Here is a 17,810-nt window from a genome sequence, read left to right as displayed (position 1 = left end):
CACTGGCCGCCCGGAACGATCTCGCGGCACCGCGCGACCCGCCGGTCCGCGAGATCACCCCCGGGCACGTACGGGAGATACGAATGGGCCGTTACATCCTCAGGCGCCTGATTCAGGCGATACCAGTCCTGATTGGCGCCACCCTGCTCATCTACGCCATCGTCTTCGCGCTGCCCGGTGACCCCATCGCGGCGCTGGCGGGCGAGAAGCGCATAGACCCCAACATCGTCGCCATCCTGCGCGAGCAGTATCACCTGAACGACCCGTTCCTGGTGCAGTACTGGTACTACCTCGTCGGCCTTCTCAGCGGCGACTTCGGTACCACCTACGCCGGCGTCGGGGTCGACGAGATTCTGGCCGGTAAGTTCCAGGTGACCATCAACCTGGCGATGACCGCCCTGGTGATGGAGGCCGTCATCGGCATCGGGCTCGGCCTGTACGCGGCGCTGCGCCACGGCAGGGCCAGCGACTCGATGATCCTCGCCTCCACCCTGGTGCTGATCTCCATCCCCACCCTGGTCACCGGCTTCGTGCTCCAGCTGCTGCTGGGCGTGAAGCTCAAGCAGGCCGGGATCGACCTCTTCCCCGTCGCGGGCGTGGCCGACGGCTGGCGCAGCTACCTGCTGCCCGGCTTCGTGCTCGCGGGGACGTCGATCGCCTACCTCACCCGGCTCGCCAGGAACAGCCTGGTGGAGATCCTGCGCGCCGACTACATCCGCACCGCGGTGGCCAAGGGCCTGCCCCGGAACCGGATCGTCGGGCGGCACGCGCTGCGCAACGCGCTGATCCCGCTGGTCACCTACCTGGGTGCCGACCTCGGCGTGCTGATGGGCGGCGCGGTGATCACTGAGACGATCTTCAATCTGCCGGGGATCGGCTACCAGCTGTTCAACTCCGTGCACCTGCGCGAGCAGCCCGTGGTGGTCGGCATCGTGACCGTCCTGGTGCTGGTCTACATCCTTGCCAACCTGGTCGTCGACCTGCTCTACGCCGTGCTCGACCCGAGGATCCGCTATGAGTGACACCCTTGTCCCGGCCGGAGGGCGGACCGGGAACCCCAAGCACGGCAGACCGCGAAGGGGGGCGAAGGGCGCCAGGGCCCCCAAGGCCGCGAGCCTCTGGGGCGACGCCTGGTACGACCTGCGCCGCCGCCCGCTCTTCATCGGGGCATCCGTCCTCATCGCCGTCCTGGTCGTCATGGCGGCGATTCCCTCGCTGTTCACCTCGGTGGACCCGTTCGACGCCAAGAGCTGCAACCTGGGCGACGCCCGGCTGGGCATGGGCGAGGCCCACTGGTTCGGCACCGACAACCTCGGCTGCGACATCTACGCCCGCACCATCTACGGCGCCCGCAACTCGATCGTGGTCGGCCTGGCCACCACCGTCATCACCGCGATCGTGGGCGGCCTGCTCGGTCTCGTCGCCGGGTTCAGGGGCGGCACGCTGGACACGCTGCTCTCCCGGATCACGGAGATCTTCTTCGCGATCCCGTCCGTCCTCGGCGCCCTGCTCATCCTGGCGGTCTTCCGCACGGGCAACGTGTGGACCGTCATGCTCGCGCTGGCCGTGCTGACCTGGCCGATGACGTACCGGATCATGAGGGCGGCGGTGATCACCGCCAAGAGCCAGGACTACGTGCTCGCGGCGAGGGCGCTCGGCGCCTCCGCGTCGAGGATCATGTTCCGGCACATCGTGCCGAACGCGATCGCCTCGGTGATCGTGGTCGCCACGATCAACCTGGGCTACTTCATCGCCGCCGAGGCCGGTCTGTCCTTCCTCGGCGTGGGCCTGCGCTCGCCCGACATCTCCTGGGGGCTCATGATCTCCGACGCGAGGGAGCGCTTCCTGGAGGCTCCGTGGGCGCTGCTGTTCCCGGCGCTGTTCCTGAGCCTGACGGTGCTGGCCTTCATCATGCTGGGCGACGCCGTCCGCGACGCCCTCGACCCGAAGCTGCGGTAGGGGGACCCGTGAAGAAGACCTCAACGCCGGTGGTGCCGTCCAGGGAGGCGCCGGGCAACGAACCGCTGCTCGCCGTCGACGACCTGCACGTGGAGTTCGTGACCAGGCAGGGCGTGGTCAAGGCGGTCAACGGGGTCAGCTACTCGCTGAACCCCGGGGAGACGCTCGCGGTGCTCGGCGAGTCCGGCTCGGGCAAGTCGGTGACCGCGCAGGCCATCATGGGCATCCTCGACTCCCCGCCGGCCCGCGTTCCCAGGGGCGAGATCCGCTTCCGGGGCACGAACCTGCTCGACCTGTCCGAGGAGGCCCGCACCCAGGTGCGCGGCCGGCGGATCGCGATGATCTTCCAGGACGCGCTCTCCGCGCTGAACCCGGTGTTCACCGTCGGCTCCCAGATCGGGGAGATGTTCCGGGTGCACCGGGGCGCCTCCAGGCGCGACGCCGAGAAGAAGGCGATCGAGCTGATGGACCGGGTCCGCATCCCCGCCGCCAGGCAGCGGGTGCACGACTACCCCCACCAGTTCTCCGGGGGGATGCGCCAGCGCATCATGATCGCGATGTCGATCGCGCTCGACCCCGAGGTGCTGATCGCCGACGAGCCGACCACCGCCCTCGACGTGACGGTGCAGGCCCAGATCATGGAGCTCCTGGCCGAGTTGCGGCGCGAGAGCGACATGGGCCTGATCCTGATCACCCACGACCTCGGTGTGGTGGCCGACGTCGCCGACAAGATCGCGGTCATGTACGGCGGGCGGATCGTGGAGAACGCCCTCGTGCACGACATCTACCGCAGGCCCGCCCACCCGTACGCCAAGGGCCTGCTCGACTCGATTCCCCGGGTCGACCAGAAGGGGCAGGAGCTGTACGCCATCAAGGGCATGCCGCCGAACCTGCTCGACATGCCCTCGGGCTGTTCCTTCCACCCCCGCTGTCCGTACCGTCAGGACAACTGCGTCGTCGACGCCCCCCCGCTGTACGAGATCGGCCCGACGCGCGGCAGCGCGTGTCACTACTGGAGGGAGGTCCTCGATGGCAGCCACGGGTGAGCCGATCCTTGAGGTCCGCGACCTGGTCAAGCACTTCCCGCTGACCCAGGGCATCGTCCTGCGCAGGCAGATCGGCGCGATCAAGGCCGTCGACGGGGTCTCCTTCGACCTGCGCCGGGGCGAGACGCTCGGCATCGTGGGCGAGTCCGGTTGTGGCAAGTCCACGCTGGCCAAGCTCCTGATGGCGCTGGAGCGGCCGACCTCGGGCTCGGTGCGGATCAACGGCCGGGAGATCGCCGACGCCAAACGCGGCGACCTCAAGCGGGCCCGCCGCAACATCCAGATGGTCATGCAGGATCCGTACACCTCGTTGAACCCCCGGATGACCGTGGGCGACATCATCGGCGAGCCGTTCGAGATCCACAAGGAGGTCGCCCCCAAGGGCGACCGGCGCCGCAAGGTCCAGGAGCTTCTCGAGGTGGTGGGCCTCAACCCCGACCACATCAACCGCTACCCGCATCAGTTCTCCGGCGGCCAGCGCCAGCGCATCGGGATCGCCCGCGGGCTGGCGCTCCAACCGGAGATCATCGTCTGCGACGAACCTGTCTCCGCGCTGGATGTGTCGATCCAGGCGCAGGTCGTGAACCTGCTGGAGCGGCTGCAGGACGAGTTCGGCCTCGCGTACGTCTTCATCGCCCACGACCTGTCGGTGGTCCGGCACATCTCCGACCGTGTCGGAGTGATGTATCTGGGCAAGATGGTGGAGATCGGGAAAGACACCGAGATCTACGATCGGCCCGCGCATCCCTACACCCAGGCGCTGCTGTCGGCCGTGCCGGTGCCCGACCCCGAAGGGCGCGAGCGACGCGAGCGGATCATCCTCCAGGGTGACCCGCCGTCCCCCGCCAACCCGCCGTCGGGCTGCCGGTTCCGTACGCGGTGCTGGAAGGCCCAGCCGATCTGTTCCGTCGAGGAGCCGCTGCTGCAGATCCGGCCCGGCACCGCGCACGCGAGCGCCTGCCACTTCGCCGAGACCCACGACGTGATCCACGCGTAGGAGAGCACCCGGGACGGCGGGAAGGCGAAGGCGGGAAGAGCGCGGAGCCCGGAGAGCGGACTTTCGCGGGCGGAGACCCGGAACGGCGGAGGGCGCGGCCTCCACATGGAGTTGTGGAGACCGCGCCCTGTCTGCTTTACCACTTCACCGCAGGATGTCCGTCCTGCTAGAGGATGTCGACGCCGACGCCGCCGATGCCGACAAGGCCGCCGATGCCGACGCCGTGGCCGGTGCCGCTGCCGCTGCTGATGATGTTGCCGCCGCCGCCGATGGTGTTGCCGCCGCGGCCGAAGAGGCCGCCGCCGAGGATGCCCCCGCCGAAGCCGCCGCCGCCGAAGCCGCCCCCGTAGACGCCGCCCCCGTACACGCCGCCGCCGAAGCCGCCGCCGTAGACGCCGCCCCCGTACACGCCGCCGCCGTAGCAGCCGGCGCCGTAGACGCCGCCCCCGTAGAGGCCGCCGCCGTACACACCGCCCCCGTAGACGCCGCCCCCGTACACGCCGCCGCAGCCGACGCCGGTGGTCACGGCCGTGGGAATGACGGTGGTGCCGTACGTGACGGTGCTGGTCGGGACGAAGGCCGGGGCGGCGCTGACGACGCCGACGCCGCAGCAGTCGGCGGCCTTCTTGGCGGCCTTGGCCTTGGCGGCGGCCTTGACGACCGACGCGGCGGTGACCTTGGTCGCGGAGCTGGTGGAGGACGTGGACGCGGACGCGGCCACGGCCGGTGCGAGGACGGCGACACCGACGCACGCGGAAGTGATGAGAAGACGACGAATCATTGTGGTTCCCCCTGGAAGGAAATCGTCGCGGCAGTGTATGGGGCCTCTGGAACGGACCGTCTGCGCGCGGCTACTCAAAGTAACGGGAGTGAGACTATCCAGCGACATGCTTTCTGGAGGGTCAAGAATGGTCAGCTTGTGGCAATGATCGCGGGATCGTGGCCGAACAAACATTGGCCGATCGCCGGTCCGATCCGCGCGCCCGACCTGCCGTGCCGCCGTGAATTCCTTAAACTGCCAGGTCAGCTCGTATATCCGGCGGGGGCGGCCCCCTCGGGGATGGCGGGGCGTAACCGTCGTGGTGGAGGCCCGTCCGGGCCGGCAGGGAGAACGACGGGGCGCTATTGTCCAGGGGGAATGCGGACACGTCACCGAAATTCCGGCATGCGTATTTCCAGCTGAAACGCCCCTTCGCTTATAACGACAATTCAGTAAACGGGATAATGTGTAGGGTGATTTCTTCTTGGGTTACGTTTGTTGTGCTTGTCAGGGTGAGGGAGAGAGCCGCACGTGGGCCCCGGGCGGCAGGCCCAGTCGCTGGGAGGCGTCGCCGGAGTTGACCGCCAGCGCGATGAGCCCGGCCGAGTCGGTGAAGGCCACGATCTCCCCGGGCGGTACCGCGGCGAAGGTCTCCTTGAACGGCACCGAGAGCCGCCGCCTGCCCAGCCAGACCACCAGCATGTCTCCCGACGTCACGCCCAGCGTCAACAGGTCGCCGGAGCCGATCGACAGCTGGGCGTTGCCGTGCCGGTCGATCGACAGCACCTCCCCCTCGACGTAGTCCTCCTGCAGCACGGAGGTGGGTGAGGGCAGCGACACCAGCCGCTCCAGCGGGAGCCGCGGTCCCAGCTCGGACGGGTGGCGCCCGATCGCCAGGTGCGCCGCCACGGGGGCGAAGAGGTCGCGCCCGTGGAAGGTCGGCGAGACCGGTTTCAGGAAGAGGTCCGAGTTGGACAGCTCGTAGGCGGCGCGCGCGCCCCCGCTGGCGTGGACGGCCCACGACAGCAGCCCGTTGTCCGGGCCCAGGAACACGTGGTCGCCGGCCTCGACCGCCACGGCCCTGCGCGAGCCGCCGCCGGCGGGATCCACCACGGCGACGTGCACGCCGGGGGGAAGATAGGCGATCGTCTGGGCCAGGATCGCCGCCCCGCGCCGTACGTCCCCCGAGGGGACCAGATGGCACACGTCAATGATCCGCGACTCCGGAGAGATTCCGACGATCACGCCGTGACATGCGGCGATGTAGCCGTCTTCCAGTCCGTAGTCGGTGAGAAGGCTGATGACAGAGGTCACATCTGGTGACTGTACGTCTCCACATCCGTCATGAACAGCGCGAAATTCCGGACTATCCTGACTTTGGGCCGCGCGTGCGCGGTGTGATCGCCGAGTGCCCCCACGGAGGAGGAAGCAATGGACACCGCGCCGAGTTCCGGTGACGGCGCTGCTCCGGAGCCCGCGCCCAGGGCTCTCACCGACAGGGAGCGCGAGCTGCTCGCCTTCGAGCGTCAGTGGTGGCGCTACGCGGGCGCCAAGGAACAGGCGGTTCGCGAGGCCTTCGACATCTCCGCGACGCGCTACTACCAGTTGCTCAGCGAGCTCATCGACCTACCGGCGGCGCTCGCCCACGATCCGATGCTGGTCAAGCGCCTGCGCAGGCTCCGCGAGACCCGCCGCCGCGACCGTGCCGCCCGAAAAATGGGCTTGCGCCGCTGATCTCCGGGTACGACCGGTCCGGCAGGGTCCACGCGGGTTGAAGTGAGCATGACGGTGAACACACTCGACAGGCTGAGGCGGGCATGACGACGAACACCTCCGACGGACTGAAGGCGATCGTCGCCGACCCCGCGGGGGCGGTGATCGGGCTCGACTTCGACGGCACGCTGTCCCCGATCGTCCCCGATCCCGCGGCGGCCAGGATCCACCCCGGTGGCGCCGAGGTGCTGGCCAGGCTCGGCCGCCTGGTCGGCGCCGTGGTGATCGTGACCGGCCGCCCGGCCGCCACGGCCGTCGAGTACGGCTCCCTGGCCGGCGTGCCGGGGCTGGTCGTGCTCGGGCACTACGGCCTCGAACGCTGGGAGGCGGGCGCGCTCGCCGCGCCGCCCGTCCACCCGGGCCTGGATTTCGCCAGAGCCGGGCTCGTCCCGCTGGTCGCGGGGATCGAGGGGGTCAGGATCGAGGACAAGGAGCGGTCGGTGGCCGTGCACACCCGGCAGGCGGCCGACCCGTGGGCGACGCTCGACGCGCTGCGCGAGCCGGTCACCGCGCTGGCGGCGGAGGCGGGGCTGGCGGTGGAGCCGGGCAAGTTCGTGCTGGAGCTACGCCCGCCGGGGATGGACAAGGGAGTGGCGCTGAGCGCCTTCCTGCGCGAGCGGGCCGCCAGGTCGGTGCTGTTCGCGGGGGACGACCTGGGAGATCTCGCGGCGTTCGCGGCGGTGCGGGCCTCGGGACTGCCGGGCGTGACGGTGTTCAGCGGATCGCCCGAGATCGAGGTGGAGGCCGACATCGTGGTGGACGGCCCCCCGGGGGTCCTGGAGCTCCTCACCTCGATCGCCGACGCCGTCGAGAGCGAGGCGTAGGGCGGACACCCGCTCGGGCGGCTCGCCCACGCCCCTCGGGCGGGCCCGAACGCCTGGCGACCTGCCAGGGAACGCCCGCTCAGGCGGGTCCGAAGGCCCGGCGACACCTGCCCGGGACGCCCGCTCAGGCAGGCTTGGCGACACTCGTCCGGGAGCGTCCGCTCAGGCGGGTTCGGCGACACTCGTCCGGGAGCGTCCGCTCGCGGTGATCAGCAGCCCCGCCACGGCCAGCCCGATCAGGGCGGGGACCATGAGGAACGCCTGCTGGGTGCCGAACCCGTCGGCCAGCGCGCCCAGCAGGAACGGTCCGATTCCCACCGCCAGCCCGGCGAAGATCGAGGCCATGGCCGACGCGCGGTCCCGTCGCCCGCCGGAGGCGGCCAGCACCCGCGACAGCGCCATCGGGAAGTGCAGCGCCACCCCCAGCCCCGACACGGCCAGGCCCACGTAGGAGAACACCGGGTTCGTGCTCAGCCAGAAGATCGCCCACCCGGCGGCCGCGACCAGGAGGGCGCCGAGGAACAGCACGGTCGGGAGCACCCGCAGGGCCAGCCACGCCCCGGCCAGCCGTCCGGCCGCCATCCCCGCGGTGAACGCCGCGACCGCGGTCGCGGCCACCGCCGCGGGCAGCCCGGTCTGGTCGGAGAAGAGCTTGGCCGCCCACAGGTTGAAGCAGAACTCCATCGCGACGCAGCAGAACAGCACGGCCGAGGCCAGGTAGAACCGCCAGCCGAAGCGGGTCTCGCCCCCCGTGGCGGCATCGCCGACGCCGTCCCCGGGCTCGGGGATCCGCACGCGCCCCATGGTCAGCGCGAGCAGCACGGCCAGCACGGGGGTCACCAGCAGCGCGGCCCGCCAGCCGAAGGCGCTCTGCGCGGCGGCACTGACCACGAACGGGACCCCGATGCCGACGATCACGCAGACGGCGTTGGCCTCGCTGATCGCCGCCGGGCCCGCGGGGCCGTGCCGGTCGTCGAGCGCGGACATGCCCGAGTACAGGGTGATCGAGGACATCCCGCTGGCGACGCCGTACCCGAGGAGGGTGATCGGGAGCGTGGTGGGGGCCGCCGCGACCATGAGCATGCCGGCGCTCATCCCGGCCATCCCGGTCCAGATGACGGCGCGGCGGCCGATCCTCCCGGTCAGCCAGGGCAGGGCGAGGCCGGTGATGATGCCGCCGACGGCCATCGCGGTCCCGTGCAGCCCGGCGACCGCCTGGGAGACGCCCTGGTCGAGGCGGAGCAGCGGGAGCGCGGCGCTGAGACCGTACAGGTAGGTGGCGAAGACGCCGAGCTGAAGGTAGATCAGCCAGGTCGCGCGGTCGCGGATGAGCCGGACGGGCGCGATCGCGGTCAACTCGGTCTCCCCGTACGCCAGAAAAAGTGAAATAGCCGTAAAAACTATCTCATATAGGTCTAAAGCTGCTTGGCGACCCGGGTCGTCACCCGAGGGCGTCGAGTTGCTCGGCGAACCACCGGTGCGGGGGGAGGGCGGTCGCCGCGGCGGCCAGCAGGACGCCCCTCCTGGCGCGCTCGTCCGAGGGCATCGTCAGGCCCTCGTACAGCGCGGCGGCCGTGGCCGAGACGTCGTAGGGGTTGACCGTCAGCGCGTGCTCGCCCAGCTCGGCGGCGGCACCCGCCTCCCGCGACAGCACCAGCGCGCTGTGCGGCGACAGGATCGGCCCCTCCTTGGCCACCAGGTTCATGCCGTCGCGGATCGGGTTGACCAGCAGCACGTCGGCCAGCCGGTAGGCGGCCAGCGAGCGCGGGTAGTCGTCGTTGACGTTGAGGATCAGCGGATCCCAGTCCTCGGTGGCGTACTCGTCCTCGATCTCCTCGGCGCAGCGCTGCACCGCCGCGGTGTACTCGCGGTACTCGGGCAGGTCGTGCCGGGACGGGTAGGCGAAGGCGAGGTGCGTGACCCGGCCGTGCCACTCCGGGTGGGCCGCGAGGAACTGCTTGTAGGCGACCAGGCCCCGCACGATGTTCTTCGACAGCTCCGTCCTGTCGATCCGCACGATCAGCCTGCGGTCGCCCACCTGGGCGCGGAGCGCGGCCATGTGCGACTCCACGTCGGGCTCGGACGCCCGGGTCCAGAGCGCCTTGCCGTCCACGCCCAGGCTGTGGGTGCCGATCCGGGTGGTCCTGCCCGCGTGCGTGACCGTACGCTCCCCGCGGTCGACCCGCGCGCCGAGCACCGTCTCGCAGCAGTCCATGAACGCCCCGCCCCAGCGGTCGGTCAGGAAGCCCGCGTGGTCGGCGCCCAGGATGCCTTCGAGGAGCTCGGTCGCCACGTCGTCGGGGAGCAGGTTGAAGTATTCGGGCGGGGCCCACGGCGTGTGCGAGAAGTGCGCCACCCGCAGGTCGGGGCGCTCCCCCCTGAGCATGGCCGGGACCAGGCTCAGGTGGTAGTCCTGCACCATCACCCGCGCCCCGTGCGAGCCCTCCTCGGCCAGCGCCATCGCGAAGGCCTCGTTGTAGGCCTGGTACGACTCCCACTCCCGGCGGAACCTGGCGTCGAAGTACGGCCTGTTGGGGGTGTCGTAGAGGAGGTGGTGGACGAACCAGAGGGTGGAGTTGGCGACCGCGTTGTACGCGCGGTGGAAGGTCGCCGGGGGGATGTCGAGCATCCGCACCGCCCCGGTGTCGTAGCCCGCCTGGTCGAGCCTGCCGCCGGACGCCAGCCGCACGGCGCCGCGGTCGCCGTCGGACAGCGCCGCGCAGACCCACAGGACGTTGAGGTCCTTCGCGACCTCCGACAGGCCGGAGACCAGGCCGCCACCTCCCCTGCGCATGGACAGTGAGCCGTCCTCGGAGAGGGTGAAGGAGACGGGGCCGCGGTTGGAGGCCACCAGGATCGCGCTCATGAGATCCCTTCACTGGCTAGGGACACGCCTGTCCTGAAGGTTAACCGGCACTTCGCCAGGCTGTCCTTGCTCTTCAGGTCAATGAAAGAACGGCGTTCATCGAATTGTGTCAGCTCTTGTCAGCAGGTGAAGTGATGAGCCCCGCCGTATCACCCTTTTTGTGGCAGGCAGGAAGGGTCGCCATCCGAGATCCCGACCGTAGGATGTCCAGCGACCGTGACCGCTGATGGGGGCCCGTGATGGCGCTGGACGAGACGACCGAGGACCTGGCCCGATCGGCCGCCCAGGGGGACCACCGCGCGCTCGGTGAGCTGCTGAAGCGGATCGAGCCCGCCGTGCTCAGGCACTGCGGCCGTATCCTTCCCTTCCGGCAGGACGCCGAGGAGGCCTGCCAGGACACCCTGCTCGCGGTGGCGCGCAACATCGGCCGCTTCGAGGGGCGGGCCCGGTTCAGCACCTGGCTGCACATCGTGACCGCCAACTGCGCCAGGACCACGTACCGCTCGCTGAAGCGCCGCGCCGCCGAGCAGAGCTCGGACGAGCTGCCGCTGCAGAAGCCGGACGTCGCCCGGGTGAGCGTGATCGCCGGGTCCCGGCTGGATCTGCTCGACGCGATGGAGGCGCTGGAGGCCGAGAAGCCGGACCTGGCCCAGGCACTGGTGCTGCGCGACATCTGCCAGCTCGACTACAACGAGGTGGCCGAGCAGCTCCGCATCCCGCTGGGCACCGCCAAGTCGCGCATCCACCAGGCGCGCAAGTACGTCCAGGGAGCCCTGGGCGACGCCTACGGCTTCTGACCGGCCGTCCGATTCCGGTTGTCCGCTGGATAACACGCTGTGTCTCGCCCAGTGAGACATGAGGTCAGGAGGGCGGCAGGGCGGGGTAGAGTGCTTAGGACCCGCGCGTCGGGTTTCCAACTGAATATTTGCTCATCCAGAGGGGTGGAGGGACCGGCCCTGCGAAGCCCCGGCAACCATCCCGGTTCCAGACTCGTGATCTGACGAGGTCGGCCGGGACAGGTGCCAATTCCGGTCTGTGACCAGGGTGGTCCGCAGACGAAGATGAGGGAAAGGCCTCGCTTCATGGCGCTCGCAACCACTGAGAACACCACCACCTCCTCCTCCGGTCGTGCCGACGACACGCGTGACCGGCGCTTCGGCCCCGCCGTCGCCCTGTCCTGCCGGGAGTGCGGTGCCCGCTACGACCTCGGCCCCGACTTCGCCTGTAGCGAGTGTTTCGGGCCCCTTGAGATCGCGTACGACTTCGGGCGTGTGACCCGGGAGCAGATCGCCGAGGGGCCGACCAACATCTGGCGCTACCGCTCGTTGCTGCCCGTCCCCGAGGACGTGGCCTCCAAGCCCAACATGGCGCCCGGCTGGACCAAGCTCGTCAACGCCGGAAACCTCGCCCGCGAGCTGGGCATCCGCTCCCTGCACGTGAAGGACGACTCCGGCAACCCCACGCACTCCTTCAAGGACCGTGTGGTTGCCATCGCCGTCGAGGCGGCCAGAAACTTCGGTTTCCACACCCTCTCCTGCTCCTCCACCGGCAACCTGGCCGGCGCCGTGACCGCCGCCGCCGCGCGGGCCGGGCTGGACGCCTGCGTGTTCATCCCCTCCGACCTCGAGCAGGCCAAGATCGTCATGGCCTCCGTGTACGGCGGCAGGCTCATCGGCATCGAGGGCACGTACGACGACGTGAACCGCTTCTGCTCCGAGCTCATCGGCGACGAGCTGGGCGACCAGTGGGGCTTCGTCAACGTCAACCTCCGCCCGTACTACGCGGAGGGGTCCAAGACGCTGGCCTACGAGATCGCCGAGCAGCTCGGCTGGCGCATCCCCGACCAGATCGTCATCCCGGTCGCGTCGGGCTCGCAGCTCACGAAGGTCGACAAGGGATTCAAGGAGCTGATCCGGCTCGGTCTGGTCGAGGACAGGCCCTACAAGATCTTCGCGGCCCAGGCCGAGGGGTGCTCCCCGGTCTCCGCCGCCTACAAGGCGGGCCACGACGTGATCCGCCCGGTGAAGCCGAACACGATCGCCAAGTCGCTGGCGATCGGCAACCCGGCCGACGGCCCGTACGTCCTGGACATCGCCCGCCGCACCGGCGGCGCGGTCGAGGACGTCACCGACGCCGAGATCGTCGACGCGATCCGGCTGCTGGCCAGGACCGAGGGCATCTTCGCCGAGACCGCCGGAGGCGTCGTCGTCGGGGTGCTGCGCAAGCTGGTCGCCTCGGGCACGCTCGACCCCGACGCCGAGACCGTGATCCTCAACACCGGCGACGGTCTCAAGACCCTTGACGCGGTGGCCGCGGAGGCCCGCCCAACCGCGGTGATTCGGCCTTCTCTTGACGCATTCCGTGCGGCTATCGCCTAGAAATCGTGAAAGGTACTGAATTATGAGCGTTTCTGTGCGGATTCCGACGATTCTCCGGACTTACACCGATGGTGCTGCCGAGGTGAACGGAGAGGGAGAGACCCTGCGCGATGTTCTGCAGAAGCTCGACGCGGACTTCCCGGGGATCGGCGCCCGGATTCTTGATGAATCGGGAAAGATCCGACGTTTTGTCAACGTCTATGTGGGGGATGAGGACGTCCGTTTTGTCGACAACCTCGACACGGCCACGCCCCCCGGCGTTCAGATCTCCATCATCCCCGCGGTGGCCGGAGGCTGATTCTGCCGCCCTCGCGCGGCCCTGACCGCGCCCGTGCCGCCCCCGGTGGCGACCACGACTCCACGGCACCCGCCCGGCTCCGGCCGGGCGGGTGCCGTGTTTTATGACGCAAGCTCATATTTGTGGCGCGGATGAATAACGTAACCCTTAACTAACTAATAGTGATGGTGAAACTTTGTTCTCGGGCTAAAAGCTCTCGTAAAGAGGTAGTTTGGTGCTTGACTCTGTTGCCCTACCGCTTCCCACAGGTATGGTCGGAACGATCGAGGGGGCGAAGTCCGTCCCGGAGATTGAGGACTTCGCGAGAGGAATGGGCGTCGTCCTTAAGACCAGTAAGAGGAGTCGCAAGTGGCGCAGGGCACCGTCAAATGGTTCAACGCGGACAAGGGCTACGGCTTCATCGCGGTAGACGGTGGTAAGGATGTGTTCGTCCATTACTCCGCGATCATGATGGATGGCTATCGTGCCCTCGAGCAGGGCCAGCGGGTCGAGTTCGAGATCACCCAGGGTCAGAAGGGTCCCCAGGCGGAGTCCGTCCGGGCGGTCTGACGTAGCCGCTTCGTGAATTCGCAGGGAAGAGCCGGTGGATCCCGCGGCATCGCAGTTCGCTGGATCCTCACCGCCTAGGCCCGGCTTGCCCCCCAACCGGCGAGCCGGGCCTTCGCGTCGTACGGGGTGCGCCGAGGTCGTGCGGGATACGTGGTCATGAGGTGCGCCGAGGTCGTGCGGGGCCACACGGTCGTACGAAGTCCACAGGGGTCGTGCGGGGCACGTGGAGGCGGGTGCGGGACACGCCCGGCGCGGCACGGGACACGGGACCACGGGGACGCGGAGACGCCACCGGCCATGCGCCGACGATGACGTGCCGCGTACGCCGACATGACGCGGGATCTACGCCGGTGTGACGCGGAGCTGAAGTCCCCTCCACGCGCGGCCCAGGTCAGCGGATCGCGGCTTGCACTCGTCGGGGTAGAGTGCTAAACAGATTGTTGGCACTCACGCATAGAGAGTGCCAATCCTGGATCGAGGCGATGGGGCCCGCCGAACGGAGTCGTGGGCCCACATGCCGTCGCGGGCGTCGGCTCGGTCCGGTGTAAGCCACCCTGTCTCTGGGAGGTCTAGCCGTATGGCAGCCAAGATGATCGCGTTTAACGAGGACGCCAGGCGCGGTCTCGAGCGTGGCATGAACCAGCTCGCGGACGCCGTCAAGGTGACCCTCGGCCCCAAGGGCCGTAACGTCGTTCTGGAGAAGAAGTGGGGCGCTCCCACGATCACCAACGACGGTGTCTCCATCGCCAAGGAGATCGAGCTCGAGGACCCGTGGGAGAAGATCGGGGCCGAGCTCGTCAAGGAGGTCGCCAAGAAGACCGACGACGTCGCGGGTGACGGCACCACCACCGCCACCGTGCTCGCTCAGGCTCTCGTACGCGAGGGCCTTCGCAACGTCGCCGCCGGCGCCAACCCGATGTCCCTGAAGAAGGGCATCGAGGCCGCCGTCGAGCGCGTGTCGGAGGAGCTGTCCAAGCTCGCCAAGGACGTGGAGACGAAGGCGCAGATCGCCTCCACCGCATCCATCTCCGCGGGCGACCCGCAGATCGGCGAGATGATCGCCGAGGCGATGGACAAGGTCGGCAAGGAAGGCGTCATCACCGTCGAGGAGAGCAACACCTTCGGTCTTGAGCTTGAGCTCACCGAGGGCATGCGCTTCGACAAGGGCCTCATCTCGATGTACTTCGTCACCGACCCGGAGCGTATGGAGGCCGTCCTCGACGACCCGTACATCCTGGTCGTCAACTCCAAGGTGGCCGCCAACAAGGACCTGCTCCCGGTCCTCGACAAGGTCGTGCAGGCCGGCAAGCCGCTGCTGATCATCGCCGAGGACGTCGAGGGCGAGGCCCTGGCCACCCTGGTCGTCAACAAGATCCGTGGCCTGTTCCGCTCGGTCGCGGTCAAGGCGCCGGGCTTCGGTGACCGCCGCAAGGCGATGCTGGGCGACATCGGCATCCTGACCGGTGCCCAGGTCATCAGCGAGGACCTCGGTCTGAAGCTGGAGTCGACCGGCCTGGACCAGCTCGGCCGGGCCCGCCAGGTCATCGTCACCAAGGACGAGACCACCATCGTCGACGGTGCCGGTGACCCCGAGCAGATCGCCGGCCGGGTCAACCAGATCCGCGCCGAGATCGAGAACACCGACTCCGACTACGACCGCGAGAAGCTCCAGGAGCGTCTGGCCAAGCTGGCCGGCGGCGTGGCCGTCATCAAGGCCGGCGCGGCGACCGAGGTCGAGCTCAAGGAGCGCAAGCACCGCATCGAGGACGCCGTTCGCAACGCGAAGGCGGCCGTCGAGGAGGGCATCGTCCCCGGCGGCGGCGTGGCGCTGCTGCAGGCCGGCGCCAAGGCGTTCGACAAGCTGGAGCTCTTCGGCGACGAGGCCACCGGTGCCGCGATCGTCAGGAAGGCTCTGGAGGAGCCGCTGAAGCAGATCGCCGTCAACGCCGGCCTCGAGGGCGGCGTCGTCGTGGAGAAGGTGCGCAACCTTCCCCCGGGTGAGGGCCTCAACGCCGCCACCGGCGAGTACGTCAACCTGTTCGAGACGGGCATCATCGACCCGGCCAAGGTGACGCGTTCGGCGCTGCAGAACGCGGCGTCCATCGCGGCGCTGTTCCTCACCACCGAGGCCGTCATCGCCGAGAAGCCCGAGAAGGCCGGAGCCGCCCCCGCCATGCCCGGCGGCGGCGACATGGACTTCTAAGTCCACGCGCTTTCGAAAAAGAGGCGACCCCGAAGTGCCGGGGCCGCCTCTTTTTGTCTTTCCGTCCTCCGTCGCCCGGCGCGGTGGCCCGTACGCGGCCCCGAGGTCAGCCGAGCTGTGCGGGGAGCGGCCTGGAGTGCAGGACGGTCAGGGAGGTGACCGCGCGGGTCAGGACCACGTAGAGGCGGGCCAGGCCCCGGGGTTCCGCGTCGACGATGTCGGCGGGTTCGGCCACGATCACGTGGTCGTACTCCAGGCCCTTGGCCAGGGACGCCGGGATGACCAGGAGGCGGTGGTCGTCGACCGTGTCGGGGCCCAGCACCCGGTGCTCCAGGTGGGACAGGGCCTCGGACACGGCACCCACCGAGGCGTCGGGGACGATGACGCCGATCGACCCCTCGCGGGCGAGCGCCTCATCGGCGGCGCGGGCCAGCGACGCGGCCAGGTCGGGCGCCGGGCGCACCGACAGGGAGCCCGCGCCGGGTCGCAGCGACCGGGGGGCGGCCAGGTCCGGGGCGACGAAGGGCAGCAGCCTGGCCGCGTAGTCGAGGACCTCGCGGGGCACGCGGAAGCCGAGGGTCAGCTCGGTGACCGCACCGTCCTCGAAGCCGAGATGGGTCAGGACCTCCGTCCAGGAGCGGGCGGACCAGGGCGTGGTGCCCTGCGCGAGGTCGCCCAGCACGGTGGCCGAGCCGGTGCGGCAGCGCCGCCCCAGGGCCCGCAGCTGCATGGCCGACAGGTCCTGGGCCTCGTCCACGACCAGGTGGCCCAGCGGGACGGTCCGCTCGATCATGTCGGCCAGCTCGTCCATCAGCGCGCCGTCGGCCGCCGACCACTTGGCCGAGCGGAAGGACTTGGCGGGCTTCGCCCACAGCAGCAGCGACTGCTCCTCGGCCGTGAGGTCGTCCTTGGCGGCGGCGGCGAGGAAGGCGGGGTCGCTGAACAGCCGATGAAGCACCTGCTGCGGGGTGAGCTTGGGCCAGACCAGGTCCACCAGCTGCCTGACCGGCTTGGACCTGGCCACCGCGTCCTGCACCCGGTCGTCGGGCGACTCGCCGCGCTGCTCCATCCGGACGAGCACCAGGTGGGCGAGGCGCTGGGCGAGCGTGGCGCGCCCCGGGCCGTAGCGGGTGGTGCCGCGCAGCGCGGCGACGATCTCGCGGACCTCGTGGTCGGCCACCCGGTAGCGGTTGATCCCCTTGGTGAACAGCACGCCCTCGGTGGGCTTGACGACGTGCATCCACAGGGCTCGCCCGAGCACGGGGACGATCCTCGCGTCACCCTTGACGGTGCTGACGGCGGGGTCCTCCGGGGTGGAGTGGTCGCCGAGGATCCCGGCCGCCGTGGTCTGGTCGACCTTGACCTCGCCCAGGGCGGGGAGCACGGAGGAGATGTAGGAGAGGAACGCCCGGTTCGGGCCGACGATCATCACGCCCGACCTGGCGAGCCGCTCGCGGTGGGTGAAGAGCAGGTAGGCGGCCCGGTGCAGGCCGACGGCGGTCTTCCCGGTGCCGGGGGCGCCCTGGACGCACACCGTCCGCCCCAGGTCCGAGCGGACGATCTCGTCCTGGTCGGGCTGGATCGTCGCGACGATGTCGCGCATCGGTCCCGAGCGCGGTCGCTCGATCTCCTCGGTCAGGATCCTGCTCTGGGCGAGGGCGGCGCCGCCCTGGTCGAGGCGCTCGTCCTCGTAGGCGGTGAGGTCACCGCCCCGGTAGCCGAACCTGCGGCGCAGGGCGACGCGCATCGGGTCGGACGGGCTGGCCTGGTAGAAGGCCCGCGAGACCGGGGCCCGCCAGTCGATGACCAGGGGGCGGCTGCTGTCGTCGTGGACGTGCCTGCGCCCGACGTAGACCGTACCGGGAAGGTCGTCTCCCGCCTGGCGGTCGAGGCGGCCGAAGAACAGGGGGGTGCCGGAGTGGTCGGCGAGCGCCTCGACGCGCTGGTCCAGCAGCGCCTGCAGGATCTGCTGGGAGACCCAGTCCCCGGCGGCGTCGGAGGAGAGGGAGCGGGCGTGCTCGCGCATCGCGCGGAGCGCCGCCCTGGAGGTGGCCAGGTGCTCGCGCTCGGCGGCGAGGATCCGGGCGGGGTCGTCGGTTATGTCAGGGGCCAATTGATGTGCGGGCACGCTGAAGCGCCTCCCATTCGATAAACGGA

16 protein-coding genes and 1 riboswitch are annotated in these 17,810 nt (G+C 69.7%); of the genes, 11 read left to right on the top strand and 5 right to left on the bottom strand.

What is annotated here, in order from left to right:
* The first annotated feature begins 83 nt into the window (after positions 1-83).
* The 4 genes from OG587_RS03975 to OG587_RS03960 are packed head-to-tail and all read left to right on the top strand — an operon-like array spanning position 84 to position 4,002.
* Positions 84-1,022 carry an ABC transporter permease gene (locus OG587_RS03975; protein WP_329086959.1) on the top strand — a complete coding sequence of 313 codons (939 nt, stop codon included), beginning with the start codon at positions 84-86 and terminating at the stop codon, positions 1,020-1,022.
* The gene (locus OG587_RS03970) at positions 1,015-1,959 is read left to right on the top strand and encodes an ABC transporter permease (protein ID WP_329086957.1); all 945 of its coding nucleotides are present in this window, start codon (positions 1,015-1,017) and stop codon (positions 1,957-1,959) included. Before OG587_RS03975 ends, OG587_RS03970 begins: the two co-directional genes overlap by 8 nt.
* A gap of 8 nt (positions 1,960-1,967) precedes the next feature.
* On the top strand, positions 1,968-3,005 hold the full coding sequence (locus OG587_RS03965; RefSeq protein ID WP_329086955.1) for an ABC transporter ATP-binding protein: 1,038 nt from the start codon (positions 1,968-1,970) through the stop codon (positions 3,003-3,005).
* Entirely contained in the window at positions 2,989-4,002 is a 1,014-nt protein-coding gene (locus tag OG587_RS03960; RefSeq protein WP_329086953.1) for an ABC transporter ATP-binding protein, read from the top strand. Before OG587_RS03965 ends, OG587_RS03960 begins: the two co-directional genes overlap by 17 nt.
* Before the next feature lie 166 nt (positions 4,003-4,168).
* On the opposite strand, the gene OG587_RS03955 is transcribed toward OG587_RS03960, so the two are convergent.
* Both OG587_RS03955 and OG587_RS03950 read right to left on the bottom strand, forming a co-directional pair.
* Positions 4,169-4,783 (bottom strand): hypothetical protein, encoded by a 615-nt coding sequence (locus OG587_RS03955; protein WP_329086951.1) that lies wholly within the window; start codon positions 4,781-4,783, stop codon positions 4,169-4,171.
* 486 nt (positions 4,784-5,269) lie between these two features.
* On the bottom strand, positions 5,270-6,076 hold the full coding sequence (locus OG587_RS03950; RefSeq protein WP_329086950.1) for an SAM hydrolase/SAM-dependent halogenase family protein: 807 nt from the start codon (positions 6,074-6,076) through the stop codon (positions 5,270-5,272).
* Between the two features lie 117 nt (positions 6,077-6,193).
* On the opposite strand from OG587_RS03950, the gene OG587_RS03945 reads away from it, so the two are divergent.
* Both OG587_RS03945 and otsB read left to right on the top strand, forming a co-directional pair.
* A complete protein-coding gene (locus OG587_RS03945) occupies positions 6,194-6,496 on the top strand; it encodes a DUF3263 domain-containing protein (RefSeq protein WP_329086948.1) in 303 nt (100 codons plus the stop codon).
* A gap of 83 nt (positions 6,497-6,579) precedes the next feature.
* On the top strand, positions 6,580-7,359 hold the full coding sequence (gene otsB / locus OG587_RS03940) for a trehalose-phosphatase (RefSeq protein WP_329086946.1): 780 nt from the start codon (positions 6,580-6,582) through the stop codon (positions 7,357-7,359).
* Between the two features lie 162 nt (positions 7,360-7,521).
* On the opposite strand, the gene OG587_RS03935 is transcribed toward otsB, so the two are convergent.
* Both OG587_RS03935 and OG587_RS03930 read right to left on the bottom strand, forming a co-directional pair.
* Entirely contained in the window at positions 7,522-8,715 is a 1,194-nt protein-coding gene (locus tag OG587_RS03935) for an MFS transporter (protein ID WP_329086944.1), read from the bottom strand.
* Between the two features lie 85 nt (positions 8,716-8,800).
* Positions 8,801-10,225, bottom strand: a complete 1,425-nt coding sequence (locus OG587_RS03930; RefSeq protein ID WP_329086942.1) for an alpha,alpha-trehalose-phosphate synthase (UDP-forming) — start codon at positions 10,223-10,225, stop codon at positions 8,801-8,803.
* A 239-nt stretch (positions 10,226-10,464) separates the two neighbouring features.
* Between OG587_RS03930 and OG587_RS03925 the strand changes: the two genes are divergently transcribed.
* The 5 genes from OG587_RS03925 to groL all read left to right on the top strand — a co-directional run bounded on the left by OG587_RS03925 (position 10,465) and on the right by groL (position 15,653).
* On the top strand, positions 10,465-11,022 hold the full coding sequence (locus OG587_RS03925; protein ID WP_329086940.1) for an RNA polymerase sigma factor: 558 nt from the start codon (positions 10,465-10,467) through the stop codon (positions 11,020-11,022).
* Positions 11,023-11,151: 129 nt separating this feature from the next.
* Positions 11,152-11,293: riboswitch (SAM riboswitch) on the top strand.
* Between the two features lie 14 nt (positions 11,294-11,307).
* Positions 11,308-12,603 carry a threonine synthase gene (gene thrC, locus OG587_RS03920; RefSeq protein ID WP_329086938.1) on the top strand — a complete coding sequence of 432 codons (1,296 nt, stop codon included), beginning with the start codon at positions 11,308-11,310 and terminating at the stop codon, positions 12,601-12,603.
* 22 nt (positions 12,604-12,625) lie between these two features.
* Positions 12,626-12,901 (top strand): MoaD/ThiS family protein, encoded by a 276-nt coding sequence (locus OG587_RS03915; protein WP_329086936.1) that lies wholly within the window; start codon positions 12,626-12,628, stop codon positions 12,899-12,901.
* 348 nt (positions 12,902-13,249) lie between these two features.
* Positions 13,250-13,450: a cold-shock protein gene (locus OG587_RS03910; protein WP_012895270.1), complete on the top strand. Its 201-nt coding sequence runs from the start codon at positions 13,250-13,252 to the stop codon at positions 13,448-13,450.
* A gap of 577 nt (positions 13,451-14,027) precedes the next feature.
* Positions 14,028-15,653 carry a chaperonin GroEL gene (groL, locus tag OG587_RS03905; RefSeq protein ID WP_329086921.1) on the top strand — a complete coding sequence of 542 codons (1,626 nt, stop codon included), beginning with the start codon at positions 14,028-14,030 and terminating at the stop codon, positions 15,651-15,653.
* Between the two features lie 106 nt (positions 15,654-15,759).
* Here groL and OG587_RS03900 read toward each other — a convergent pair whose 3' ends face one another.
* Entirely contained in the window at positions 15,760-17,781 is a 2,022-nt protein-coding gene (locus OG587_RS03900) for a HelD family protein (RefSeq protein WP_329086919.1), read from the bottom strand.
* Positions 17,782-17,810 lie beyond the last annotated feature (29 nt).

The organism is Streptosporangium sp. NBC_01469, assembly GCF_036227305.1.
Taxonomy (GTDB): Bacteria; Actinomycetota; Actinomycetes; order Streptosporangiales; family Streptosporangiaceae; genus Streptosporangium.
The sequence above is the reverse complement of the archived record's forward strand: the minus strand, read 5'-3'. Positions and strand labels throughout refer to the sequence as shown.